The following is a 12768-nucleotide window of genomic DNA, read 5'->3' as shown; positions in this document are numbered from 1 at the left end:
AGCTACCAGTCTTGTGCTTTTTGAGAGCACCTGCCACTTACTTTGGTCGCATACAGGGTTCAGAAAATTTAATACCCGCCACAGCCTGACCACCTGCGCCGGCGCCCGCCCCGGCCTCGATCCCGCCATGACGGGCATGAGATGACGCCCCTCGAACGTTAATACTTTCTCATGATGATTCGCCGCTGCGTCGATGCGTCGCAGCCTGATCAAGCCCTTCCAGCCAGTCAAGCTTTTCGGCGATGCGTTTTTCCAGCCCGCGATCGACCGGCCGGTAGTAACGCGTTCCTTCAAGCGGTTCGGGAAAGTAGGTTTCACCGGCCGCGTAGGCATGAGGCTCATCATGGGCATAGCGATACTCATGTCCATGGCCCAGCGATTTCATCAGGGAGGTTGGCGCATTGCGCAGGTGGACCGGAACATCATGCCCGGGCGTGGACGCCACATGCGCTCGCGCCTGGTTATAGGCGACATAGGCGGCGTTGCTTTTCGGGGCACTGGCGATATAGAGAATGGCCTGGGCCACGGCAAGCTCGCCTTCCGGACTGCCCAGACGCTCCTGCACCTCCCAGCCATCAAGCGCCAGACGCAGCGCCCGGGGGTCGGCATTGCCGATTTCCTCGCTGGCCATGCGGACTACACGACGGGCAATGTAGAGCGGGTCCGCGCCGCCATCGAGCATGCGACAGTACCAGTAGAGGGCGGCATCCGGCGCACTGCCGCGCACCGACTTGTGCAGCGCTGAAACCTGGTCATAAAAGAGATCGCCGCCGCGGTCGAGACGCCGAGTGCTCTCCCCCAGCACCTCCTCGATGACGGCCTGCGATAGCGTCGGCGCCTCGCCGTCACGCCCGGCCTCGGCCATGTCGGCGGCGATCTCCAGCAGATTGAGCGCCCGACGCGCATCACCATCAGCGGCCTGCGCCAGAAGATCACGCACGCTGTCTGGTGCCTCGATACCGGCGTCGCCCAGACCGGCAGGCTCGATCAGCGCCCGGTCAATCACCTGGCGCAGCTCTTCCACACTCAAGGGCTTGAGTACATGAACGCGCGCCCGCGAGAGCAGTGCATTGTTGAGCTCAAAGGAAGGATTTTCGGTGGTGGCGCCGACAAACGTGAACACGCCCTCTTCAACCCAGGGCAGAAAGGCATCCTGCTGCGCCTTGTTGAAGCGATGCACCTCATCGACGAACAGCAGTGTACGCTGCCCGCTCTGACCGCGCTGCTGCGCTTCAAAGGCGGCAGCGCGAATCTCCTTGACGCCTGCCGACACGGCCGAGAGCGTGGCAAAGTGTGACCGGGTATAGCCGGCAATCAGGCGTGCCAGGGTAGTCTTGCCCACCCCGGGCGGCCCCCACAGGATCATCGAATAAAGCTGATCGCGCGCCAGCGCACGCGTCAAAGGGCGATCCGGCCCCAGCAGATGTGACTGGCCGATATAGTCTTCAAGCCGGGCCGGACGCAGACGCGCCGCCAGGGGTTGCCCGGGCGGCGCGTCACGATCAAACAGGTCACTCATGAGGAAGGCACCTCCTTGCGGGTCATGCCCTCATCATGGCAGATAACGCGATATCAATCAGTTGCCTTCGCGCATCACGTCAGCCCCTTCAGGGATCTCGAACTGAAACTGCGAGGCGCTGATATCGGGATTGACCTCGATATTGCGAAACGAGATTTCCGTACGCTGGCCGGTGCCATCGGTCAGATCGATGCCCGAAAGTCGCTCATTGTTGAACACCAGCTCCAGCGATTCGAACAGGATGTCATTGGAGCGCGGTGAGAGCGCAAAGAACTCGGTGGTCCCCTGCTGGCGACGCGACACATTGTAGTTCTCGGTCAGTTCGCTGGCCTGACCGGAGAGCAGCAGTGCCGGCGTATGGGTCACGCGCTGATCCAGCGGGCGAATGCTCACCTGCTCGAGATCGGGGTCATAGAGATAAACCTTTTGCCCGTCGGAGACCACGGTCTGGCGATAGGGGTCGGAGACTTCCCAGTTGAAGCGCCCGGGACGCGAGAGCCACATATGGCCGCTGGCATCCTGCAGGCTGCCGCCACCGCTGGCGACCTGCTGATTGAAATCGGCCGAATAGGTCTTGAGCGGTTGCAGCAGTGACGTCAGTCGTTCGGCATCGCTGGAGGCCGCCTGGGCCGGCAGTGTCATGCAGGCCGCCATGAGAGCAGCGCCGGTCAGACCCAGTGTACGGGCGAGGCTTTTACGGCCATGAGTCATCAGTGTCATCAAAACATCCTGTCCTTGTTGGCAGAGCGTGCCGTGGTGTCCCTTTGACCTGCCACCGGGCGGCAGGTTCTATCATCCGCCTCGCTGAAACTTAAGATTCAGCGAGACAGTGCCGTCAGTGTGCCGGCGGCGAGGCCAGCACCTCTCTGGCGCCGTTACTGCCCATGGAGGACACCACGCCGGCCATTTCCATGGCCTCGACGAGTCGGGCGGCGCGATTGTAGCCAATCTTGAAACGTCGCTGGACCGAAGAGATCGATGCGCGACGTGATTCGGTCACGTAGGCCACTGCTTCATCGTAAAGCGCGTCCTGCTCCGGATCGTCGCTACCCTCTCCCTCGGCTTCAAGTCCTGCCAGGGCATCGGCCGACACGCCGCCGGAGAGAATTTCATCGATATACTCGGGTTCACCGCGACGCTTCCAGTCATCGACCACGCGATGCACCTCATCATCGTCTACAAAGGCGCCGTGCACGCGCATCGGGATACCGGCACCGGCGGGCAGATAGAGCATGTCACCATGCCCGAGCAGATGTTCGGCACCGCCCTGATCCAGAATCGTGCGTGAATCGATGCGCGAGGAGACCTGAAAGGCCATGCGCGTCGGGATGTTGGCCTTGATCAGGCCGGTCACCACATCCACCGAGGGACGCTGTGTGGCCAGAATCAGGTGAATGCCGGCCGCACGCGCCTTCTGGGCAATACGGGCAATCAGCTCTTCAACCTTTTTGCCCACGATCATGAACATGTCGGCAAACTCATCAATCACCACCACGATATAGGGCAGCTTTTCGAGCACTGGCGGCTGCTCATGCATCTCCCAGGGCTGCGGCTCCCATAGCGGGTCGGCAATCTGGGCGCCGGCGGCGGAGGCTTCATCGATACGTGCATTGAAGCCGGCCAGGTTACGCACGCCCATGGCCGCCATCAGCTTGTAGCGACGCTCCATCTCCGCCACGCACCAGCGCAGGGCGTTGGCCGCTTCCTTCATGTCGGTCACGACCGGGGCCAGCAGATGAGGAATGCCGTCATACACTGACAGCTCCAGCATCTTGGGATCGACCATGATCATGCGCACTTCGTCAGGCGTGGCCTTCAAAAGCATTGAGATCAGCATGGCGTTGACGCCCACCGATTTACCCGAGCCGGTAGTACCGGCCACCAGCAGGTGCGGCATCTTGTTCAGATTGGCCACGACCGGGTTGCCGCCGATGTCCTGTCCCAGTGCCACCGTGACCGGCGAACTGGCATCCTGATAGACATCGGAATCAAAGACCTCCCGCAGCCGGATCATCGCCCGGTTGGGGTTGGGAATTTCGATACCGACCGTTGGGCGGCCTGGAATGATCTCGACCACGCGCACGCTTTTCACCATCAGCGAGCGCGCCAGATCCTTGGCCAGATTACTGATCTTGGAGACCTTCACGCCAGGCGCCGGCTTGATCTCAAAACGTGTGATGACCGGGCCGGGCCAGGTATCGACAACTTCGGCCTTGACGCCGTATTCACGCAGGCGCACTTCGAGAAGCTCTGCCATGTCCTGGAGCTGCTCGGGCGTATAGGTCGGCTCGTGAGACGACGGCGGTGTCAGAAGCGACAGCGATGGCAGCTCACCCAGCGGTTCACCGTCAGACTCATGCACGGGACGCTGGGTCTGCATCTGCTGCACCGTCCAGAGTGTGGGGCCACTGCTGTCATTATCAGTGTTCTCATCAGCGCCCTGATCAGCGACATCAGCTACCGGGGCCGATGGGGCTGATGCAGAGGGTGACGTTGCTGCCGTCGCCCTTGCCGGTGCATGACCCGCAGCATCATTAACCGGCGACTCGCCTTTCGTATCATGTTGATCCGATGGCGCGGCCGTCGGCTCATGTCCCGATGGCGCTATCGGTGCTGATGTCTCGGGCGGTGACTGGGTTGATGCTGGCGGAACCGGCATCACCAGTGCATCGCTGCGAGTATCATCTTCTTCCTCGAAGGTCAGCGTTGACGCAGGGGATACGGACGCCGAAGGCTCTGATGTGTCTTCTTCACGCGCGCTCAACGGTGTCGAGAACTCGGGCTCATCATCTTCCCAGCTCAGTACCGGTCGATCACTGCTCTGGATGTCATCCACGAGTGGTGCCACACGCTCCTCGGAAGGCGCTTCTACCTCGGGCAGAGTCATATCGTCTGATACCGGCGCAACAGGGGCGCCCGGTGTTGACGAAGGCACGCGGGGCTCGTGAACATTCTCGAAGGGCGGTGGCGAATGTCGTGCTGGCTCGGATGGTTCAAATGAAGAAGCACCCGGCGCTTGACCGTCATCGTCATCCTCGGCCAGATGCGGCTCGGGAATGACTTCCGGAATGCGCCTGCGAGTAACATCGTATGCTGATGCCTCGGGACGCTGAAGTGGCTCCGACGGTGCTCGAGAGGCTTCTGCCGGCGCTGGGGCTTCATCTACGCGGGTTTCTGCCATTCCGGAAGCATCGGGCCTTTCTGGTGTTTCATCGATATCGCGGCCGTCATCCGGCGCCTGTACCAGCGGCTCATCCATGTCTGATGCCGGTGTAGATGCGCCTGCTTCAGCCGGGGGCGTCGAGGTCACAGGCGACGCCATACGGGCCTTGTCGTCCTCGACACTGGCAGCCGGCCGGTCAGACATGGCATCAGATGCAAGCGTATCGCGAGCGCTTTCTGTTTGCCGGTCAGCCGCAGGAGTAATCGTCTCGGCAGGCGTCGTTTTGGACTCCGGCACATCACGCCCTGAAGGCGCTTCGCAGGGCTGCTCCCAGGGGATATCGTCATCGCCGGTGCGCATGCCGGATACCGGCACCTGTTCATCATCAGCGTCGCTTTCATGCTGATGTCGAGCAGAGGCTATTGGCTCGTCATGATCATCAAGGTATTCGTCGTCATGGTCCTGCGTGCGACGCCCTGGCATGAAGCGGGCAAAGATACTGCTGCGCTCACGACGGGGGCGCGCATCCCCGGCATCTGCTCGCAGGCCGGTATCGAGGTCGTCATCGTCATGGCCAAAGTCGAACTCATCTTCTGCCTGGGCAGCGAGATACGCCTCGCGGCGCTCCTGCGCCATTTCACGCCGACGCTCCCTGAGCCTTGAGCCAGCACTGCCAATCTGCGCGCCTGCCATCCCTAGGCGACGCGCGCACCAGCGTACGCCACGCCAGATGCCGTTGCCCATTTCATCAATGATGGAAAACCAGGACATGCCGGTCAGCAGTGGCATGCCACAAAGGAAGGCCGCCAGCGACAGCAACGTGGTGCCATGCTTGCCCACCAGCGAGGCAAGCGCTGCCGACACGCCCTCACCCACGATACCGCCCGAACCATAGGGCAGATCGCTGCTGGCATCCTGAAAATGCAGCGCGCCGACATTGCAGGTAGCCACCATGACCAGCAGCAGGCCACCCCCGCGCACCGCCAGCGCCATGGGGTCCCAGACGACATGGGCTTCCCGGGCACGCATCAACCGCCAGGCACCCAGCCCCAGCATGCCGGGCGCCCAGAGCGCACTGGCACCAAACAGGGAATAAAGAACATCGGAAAGCCACGCCCCGACAGGTCCCATCCAGTTGGTCACCTGCTGATCCGGGCCACTATGCGACCAGCTGGGGTCTGCCGGCATGTAGCTGAAAAGCGCCAGCAGCAGAAAGGCGCAAAGCGCCAGCATGATGATGGCAACCCCTTCCTTGGCAGCCCCCTGAAGCCTGGCACTGAAGTGGCGGGCGTTATCCCGGGCTTTTGTCACACGCTGTCGAGAGCGCTGCATGGTGGCGCTTTTACGCGTTGTTCGCGGGCTGGCACCGCTTTTGCTGCGGCGCGCCTGTGACTGCGATTGCGATTGTCTGGTCTTGCTGGCGCTCAACGGCCATCCCCCCTGCACTCATGCGAGTGTTATGGCTGTACCCTGATGAAGCATTCGAAGGCCTGATAAAGGCATATTGGCAGGGTAATGACATCGAGTCACACCCTGCCAGAGGCAGGTATCATACCTGGAGATGATGGTACGGCACAGACCCGGCAATTGCAGCCGGGAAATTGGGGAAATATCAGGCCGGCAGATGGAATACCCGCACGACCTCACTGAGCTTGCGCGCCTGCTCATCCAGATGCCCTGACGCTGCGGCCGACTGCTCGACCAGCGCCGCATTGTGCTGCGTGGTCTCATCAAGCGATGCCAGCGCGCTACTGACCTGCTCGATACCTTCAAGCTGCTCGTCACTGGCGCGACTGATCTCGCTGACGATGATACCCAGCTTTTCCATCCGCGCCGTGATCTCCTCGATCTGCTCGCCGCTTTGCTGGATATGAGCATTGCCGGTAGTGACTTCTTCGATGGTATGTCGAATCAGCTGACCGATATCGGCTGAAGCCTCGCTACAGCGAACCGCCAGACGCCGGACCTCCTCGGCTACCACGGTAAAGCCACGACCATGCGCCCCGGCACGTGCCGCCTCGACCGAGGCATTGAGTGCCAGCAGATTGGTCTGAAAGGCGATACCATCGATAGTGGCGATGATGTCCGACATCTTCGAGGCCGTGGCGTCCAGGTCTCTCAGCGTGGTCATGGCACGCCCCAGACGCTTTTGACCCTCTCTGGCCGAGGCCATTACGTCTTCTGCCATGCCATCGCCCTGACGGGCACGTTCGGTGTTCTGACGCACGGTGGCCGTCAGTTCCTCGATACTGGCTGCCGTTTGCTCAAGGCTTGCTGCCTGGCTTTCGGTACGACGTGACAGGTCCATGTTGCCACTGGCAATCTCGCTGGAGGCATGACCGATTCCTTCTACTGACTGACGCACACGGCTGACGATATCGCGCAGGCCATCGCTGATACCGTTCATGGCGCCTACCAGCGAGCCGATTTCATCCTTGCGATGGCTGTCCAGACGCTGCCTGAGATCCCCGTTGGCCAGATGCCCGGCCATACCCTGAACGCTTGCCAGAGGGCTGCTCAAGCTGCGGCGCATCATGAGGTAAACACCCAGGGCGGCTACCAGCGCCAGTCCCAGTGCAATCAGCAAAAACCGGTTACGCGCTGCAGTAATCTGGTCATCGATGTCGGCATTGATAGCCGTGGCGGCCACGACCCAGTGCCAGTCGGGGTACTGCATGAAATAGGTGGTGCGATGCGCATTGTCAGCACCGGCCTGCTGATACTCAAAAAGCCCCTGCTGACCCTTGAACAACGGCGCGAAGGCAGGCTCGCCCTCGACATTCATCACCTCATTCAGTGCAGCGCCTTCGTTGTCACCACCGGCCAGTACACTACCGGTATTGGCATCGACAATCATGAAGTAGCCATTTTCACCAATACTCAGCGCCCGTACGCGCGCCTTGAAGCTTTCCAGATCTGCAGTGATGTCCACGCCGATAAAACTCGCCCCGATGACACGTCCCCGATCATCATGAATGGGCTCATAGCGGGTGATATAGGGGGTACCGAACAGGGTGGCAATACCGGAATAGACACGATCTTCCATCAGCGCCCTATAGCTTGCAGAATTACGATCAAGCAGCGTGCCGACAGCACGCTCTCCCTGATCGTCCATGACAGATGTATTGACGCGTACAAAGTCATCGCCGGTCCGGGCAAAAAGTGTGACGGGGGTGCTGGTGCGACGCGTAAAGTCATCCACGCGCTGGGTATCCATGTTCAGGACACCGCGCTGATCCATCAGCAGTGGCGTCTGTCTGGACTTGACCTCCATGGTCCGGCTGGGGTCAAGTACAAAGGGCGGGGCCAGGCCTTCAGCCTGAAACAGCTTCAAAAAACGGGCGCTTTGCTGCTGAAGGCTCTGGTCGAAAAGGGTAACCGAATCAGTAAACTGTTGCGTCTGCTGCTTCATGCTGTGCGTGGCCTGCTCACGAAGCGCACGGGCACTGGAGGACGATAATCCCCAGCTTAATGCGACAAACCCTGCGATGGCCACCAGACCGATAACCAGCGCCAGACGTGAGCCAATGCTCATGCGTCGAAAATAGTCCGCCATGAAAAATACCCAATAATGGTTAATGTTTTTTCGGCAGCCAGCGTCCGTTCCGACAAACCTTCCTGCGATCCAATGTCGGCCATCACGGCTAAAACTTAAGAGATAATGAATGTTTTATCAGGTACCCGGATATACAGGGTCATGCCATCCAGCCTCTGGATACCGCCATGATTGACTGGCTTGCCCCCTGGCCCGTTGGATTCCCTGCATTGGATAACGCGCTTGAAACGCCCAATGGCTTGCTGGCGGCGGGTGGAGATCTCACACCTGACTGGCTTCTGGCTGCCTATCGTCGCGGTATTTTTCCGTGGTTCAATGAGGACGACCCCATACTCTGGTGGTCGCCTGATCCCAGAATGGTCCTGTTTCCCGAGGAACTTCGCGTACGTCGCAGTCTGGCCAAACGGCTTCGCAATTCGGGCATGACAGCGACCCTTGATCAGGCATTCGAGGCGGTGATGACACAGTGCGCAGTTCAGCGGGCAGCGCAGGAAGGCACATGGATTTCATCCGACATCATCAAGGCCTATGTGGCCATGCATCAGCTGGGCCATGGGCACAGTGTCGAGGTATGGGAAGGTGACACGCTGGTGGGCGGACTTTACGGCATCATGCTGGGACGCGTATTTTTCGGCGAATCAATGTTTTCCATACGTCCCGACAGCTCCAAGATCGCGCTGGTGCGGCTGGTAGAGTGGCTGTGTGAGCACCACGATCTGGCACTGATAGACTGCCAGATGCATACGCCGCACCTGGCCAGCCTGGGGGCTCGGGATATCTCGCGTCATCAATTCAATGCCCTGCTTGAACGCTATATACCCGCTTCTTTTCAAGAACCCCGGGAATTGCGCCGATAATTGTTATCAGATCATTAATGCTTCAGGCCCCAGACCACTTTATTGGACGTTGCGCCCGTTGAACGACTCAAGCATGCATTCCCCCCTTCAGGATCTTCGGTTTTTCCTGACAGAGCCTCATGGCTGTAGCTATCTGGGCGCCCATGAAGCGACAACGCTGTTCATGGATCCTCATACGCCCGTGGATCATGACATGTACAGCGCACTGACGCTCATGGGCTTCCGGCGCAGTGGCACGCACCTTTACCGACCACATTGCCAGGAATGCAATGCCTGCGTGTCCGTGCGTGTACCGGTCGATGACTTTACGCCCGACCGCTCGCTCAAGCGTACCGAACGCGCCAATCAGGATCTGACAGTCGTCGAACGCCCGGCCTGTTTTGATGACGAACACTATGCGCTTTATGAGCGCTATATCAGGGCGCGTCACAGTGATGGCGAGATGTACCCACCGGCCATCGAGCAGTACCGCGCCTTTTTGAATACGTCACACGATTTTTCACGTCTGGTCGAATTTCGACTGGATGGACGTCTTCTGGCCGTGGCAGCAGTGGACTTTCTGACCCATGGGCTCTCTGCCATCTATACCTTCTTCGAGCCCGATGAGGCCTTTCGATCCCGATCGCTGGGAAGCTGGGCCGTCATCTGGCAGATTCGAAAGGCACAGTCGCTGGGGCTTGATCACGTGTATCTGGGGTACTGGATCAACGAAAGTCAGAAAATGGGGTACAAGCAGCGCTTCAAACCGCTGGAGTATCTTCAGGGACATCGCTGGCGCCGGAGCATTCCAATGACCCAGACGCATCATTAAAGCGTCACGAGCCTCCAGTGCCTTTGCGCTTCAGGCGGGTATCAGGCAAAATATCGCCCGTTCAGTCCGCCATCATTCACGTTGTCTGACCGTCGGGTCAGCAAGACTGCCCTGATGGCGTGCTCATATTACGATTATCGGGGAATGCATCATATGGCAAGAGAAGATCATATTGAAATGGAAGGCGTGATTGTCGATACGCTTCCCAACACCATGTTTCGCGTCGAGCTTGAAAACGGCCACGTGGTGACAGCACACATTTCCGGCAAGATGCGCAAGAACTACATCCGCATTCTGACCGGCGACAAGGTCAAGGTAGAACTGACGCCCTACGATCTCTCCAAGGGCCGTATCGTCTATCGCTCCCGCTAAGGACGCGATGCGTCCTTATTCTGCACGCTCCCTCCTCGCGTCTCCCATGCTTCACGGCGCTCTGGCTTTTTCAGACTGACCGACAGCTCGCTGGCCGATGGATAGCTTCTGGTTTGCCATCCATTCCCGCGCATGAAAAAACGCCCCGTCCGAAGACAGGGCGTCAGTGACTACTGGTATGGCGTGCCGATCAGGCGACCTGTTCGGCAGCCGCTGAAAGCTGCAGCTCTCCATCCTCCAGCGTGACATGCACTGTCCCGCCGTGATCGGCCAGATCGCCGAACAGAATCATTTCGGCCAGCGGCTTCTTGATCTTTTCCTGGATCAGGCGCGCCATGGGGCGTGCACCCATCTGCGGGTCGTACCCGTGCTCGGCAAGCCAGCCACGAGCCTCATCATCAACGTCAAGCTGCACACGCTTTTCGTCCAGCTGTGCCTGCAGTTCCACCAGAAACTTGTCGACGACGTTACGCACAATATCCATATCCAGATGACGGAACTGAATGATGCTGTCCAATCGGTTACGGAATTCTGGTGTGAACGTACGTCGAATGGTTTCCATAGCGTCGGTGGAGTGATCCTGGGTCTGGAAGCCAATGGAGCGACGTGATGCCAGCTCTGCGCCTGCATTGGACGTCATGACCAGAATTACATTGCGGAAATCCGCTTCGCGCCCGTTGTTGTCGGTCAGCTTGCCGTGATCCATCACCTGCAGCAGCAGGTTGAAGACATCCGGATGCGCCTTTTCAATCTCATCAAGCAACAGCACGCAGTGCGGATTCTTGGTGACCGCCTCGGTCAAAAGCCCGCCCTGGTCATAACCCACGTAGCCTGGAGGCGCACCGATCAGACGCGATACGGTATGACGCTCCATGTACTCGGACATGTCAAAGCGTACCAGCTCGATACCCATGATCTGGGCCAGCTGCCGTGCCACTTCAGTCTTGCCCACCCCGGTCGGGCCGGCAAACAGGAAGTTGCCTACCGGCTTGTCGGGCGAACCCAACCCGGCACGGGAAAGCTTGATGGCCGAAGACAGGCTGTCGATGGCCTCGTCCTGACCAAAAACCAGCATCTTGAGATTGCGCTCAAGATCCGCCAGCAGCTTGCGATCGGAGCTGGAAACACTTTTGGGCGGAATACGCGCGATGGAAGCCACAATCGCCTCGATCTGCTCAACGTCGATCTGGGAAAGACGCGCTTCAACCGGCAGCAGCCGCTGATGGGCGCCGGCTTCATCGATGACATCAATGGCCTTGTCCGGCAAGTAGCGGTCATTGATATAGCGCGACGCCAGTCGTACAGCGGCTTCCATGGCAGCATCGGTATACTTGAGCTGGTGATGCTCCTCAAAGCGGCCACGCAATCCTTTCAGAATGCGAATGGCATCCTCGACCGTAGGCTCCATGACATCCACTTTCTGGAAGCGACGCGCCAGCGCACGATCCTTCTCAAAAATGCCGCGGAATTCCTGAAAGGTCGTTGATCCGATACAACGCAGCTCGCCCGATGACAGCATGGGCTTGAGCAGGTTGGAAGCATCCATGACGCCGCCAGACGCCGCACCGGCACCGATGATGGTATGAATCTCATCGATGAACAGAATCGAGTTGGGCTCTTTCTTGAGTTCGGCGAGAAGCCCCTTCAGACGCTTTTCGAAATCGCCACGATACTTGGTGCCTGCCAGCAGGGCACCCATATCAAGTGAATAGACCACGGCGTCACTGATGACGTCGGGTACATCCTCCTCCACGATGCGCTTGGCAAGCCCTTCGGCAATGGCGGTCTTGCCGACACCGGCCTCGCCCACCAGCAGAGGGTTGTTCTTGCGACGACGTGCCAGAATCTGCACCACACGTTCCAGCTCATGATCGCGCCCGACCAGCGGATCGATACGGCCAATGCGTGCCTGCTCATTCAGATTGGTGGCATAGCCGGTCAGCGGATGCGACGAAGCATCACCGGATGCTTCTTCACTATCTTCGGATTCACCACCGCTGTTGTGCTGACCCTGCTGATTATGCCCAGCCACCTTGGCAATGCCGTGTGCGATATAGTTGACCGCATCGACACGCGCCACGTTCTGCTGCTTGAGAAAATAGACGGCCTGGCTTTCCTGTTCGGAGAAGATGGCGACCAGTACATTGGCACCGGTCACTTCCGACTTGCCGGACGACTGCACGTGGAAGACCGCGCGCTGAAGCACACGCTGAAAGCCCAGCGTGGGCTGGGTTTCACGATCATCCTGATCCTCGGGGATCAGCGGGGTCGTGGTATTGATAAAATCCTGCAGATCGGTGCGAAGCTTGTCGAGATTCGCCCCACAGGCGCGCAGGACATCGGCTGCCGAAGCATTGTCCAGCAATGCCAGCAGAAGGTGCTCAACAGTCATGAACTCATGGCGCTTTGACCGCGCCACGGTAAATGCGGTGTTCAGGGTCAATTCAAGTTCTTTGCTCAACATGGCAGTCCCCTCTTGGCCGCTGCAGA

General features: G+C 59.3%; 8 protein-coding genes. 3 read left to right on the top strand and 5 right to left on the bottom strand.

Annotated elements, in window-relative coordinates; genetic code table 11:
- Window positions 1-169: 169 nt before the first annotated feature.
- From IE123_RS13230 to IE123_RS13215, 4 genes are all read right to left on the bottom strand, one after another.
- Window positions 170-1519, bottom strand: a complete 1350-nt coding sequence (locus IE123_RS13230; RefSeq protein ID WP_189518954.1) for a replication-associated recombination protein A — start codon at window positions 1517-1519, stop codon at window positions 170-172.
- A gap of 57 nt (window positions 1520-1576) precedes the next feature.
- Complete coding sequence (lolA, locus tag IE123_RS13225; RefSeq protein ID WP_189518952.1) at window positions 1577-2239, bottom strand: outer membrane lipoprotein periplasmic chaperone LolA; 663 nt, start codon at window positions 2237-2239, stop codon at window positions 1577-1579.
- A 115-nt stretch (window positions 2240-2354) separates the two neighbouring features.
- On the bottom strand, window positions 2355-6110 hold the full coding sequence (locus IE123_RS13220) for a DNA translocase FtsK (RefSeq protein WP_189518950.1): 3756 nt from the start codon (window positions 6108-6110) through the stop codon (window positions 2355-2357).
- Between the two features lie 184 nt (window positions 6111-6294).
- Window positions 6295-8238 carry a methyl-accepting chemotaxis protein gene (locus tag IE123_RS13215; RefSeq protein ID WP_189518949.1) on the bottom strand — a complete coding sequence of 648 codons (1944 nt, stop codon included), beginning with the start codon at window positions 8236-8238 and terminating at the stop codon, window positions 6295-6297.
- Between the two features lie 167 nt (window positions 8239-8405).
- On the opposite strand from IE123_RS13215, the gene aat reads away from it, so the two are divergent.
- The 3 genes from aat to infA all read left to right on the top strand — a co-directional run bounded on the left by aat (window position 8406) and on the right by infA (window position 10278).
- Window positions 8406-9095 carry a leucyl/phenylalanyl-tRNA--protein transferase gene (gene aat / locus IE123_RS13210; RefSeq protein ID WP_189518947.1) on the top strand — a complete coding sequence of 230 codons (690 nt, stop codon included), beginning with the start codon at window positions 8406-8408 and terminating at the stop codon, window positions 9093-9095.
- A 73-nt stretch (window positions 9096-9168) separates the two neighbouring features.
- On the top strand, window positions 9169-9906 hold the full coding sequence (locus IE123_RS13205; protein WP_189518946.1) for an arginyltransferase: 738 nt from the start codon (window positions 9169-9171) through the stop codon (window positions 9904-9906).
- Between the two features lie 153 nt (window positions 9907-10059).
- The gene (infA, locus tag IE123_RS13200) at window positions 10060-10278 is read left to right on the top strand and encodes a translation initiation factor IF-1 (RefSeq protein WP_007111068.1); all 219 of its coding nucleotides are present in this window, start codon (window positions 10060-10062) and stop codon (window positions 10276-10278) included.
- Between the two features lie 190 nt (window positions 10279-10468).
- On the opposite strand, the gene clpA is transcribed toward infA, so the two are convergent.
- Window positions 10469-12742 carry an ATP-dependent Clp protease ATP-binding subunit ClpA gene (gene clpA / locus IE123_RS13195; RefSeq protein WP_189518944.1) on the bottom strand — a complete coding sequence of 758 codons (2274 nt, stop codon included), beginning with the start codon at window positions 12740-12742 and terminating at the stop codon, window positions 10469-10471.
- Window positions 12743-12768 lie beyond the last annotated feature (26 nt).

Origin of the sequence: Kushneria pakistanensis, assembly GCF_014652795.1 — a bacterium.
Classification (GTDB): Bacteria; Pseudomonadota; Gammaproteobacteria; order Pseudomonadales; family Halomonadaceae; genus Kushneria; species Kushneria pakistanensis.
The sequence above is the reverse complement of the archived record's forward strand: the minus strand, read 5'-3'. Positions and strand labels throughout refer to the sequence as shown.

Bases quoted from the DNA above. Each gene is read 5' to 3' on its own strand.
- IE123_RS13230 (WP_189518954.1), bottom strand. From the start codon at position 1,519: ATGAGTGACCTGTTTGATCGTGACGCGCCGCCCGGGCAACCCCTGGCG.
- lolA (WP_189518952.1), bottom strand. From the start codon at position 2,239: ATGACACTGATGACTCATGGCCGTAAAAGCCTCGCCCGTACACTGGGT.
- IE123_RS13215 (WP_189518949.1), bottom strand. From the start codon at position 8,238: ATGGCGGACTATTTTCGACGCATGAGCATTGGCTCACGTCTGGCGCTG.
- aat (WP_189518947.1), top strand. From the start codon at position 8,406: ATGATTGACTGGCTTGCCCCCTGGCCCGTTGGATTCCCTGCATTGGAT.
- IE123_RS13205 (WP_189518946.1), top strand. From the start codon at position 9,169: ATGCATTCCCCCCTTCAGGATCTTCGGTTTTTCCTGACAGAGCCTCAT.
- infA (WP_007111068.1), top strand. From the start codon at position 10,060: ATGGCAAGAGAAGATCATATTGAAATGGAAGGCGTGATTGTCGATACG.
- clpA (WP_189518944.1), bottom strand. From the start codon at position 12,742: ATGTTGAGCAAAGAACTTGAATTGACCCTGAACACCGCATTTACCGTG.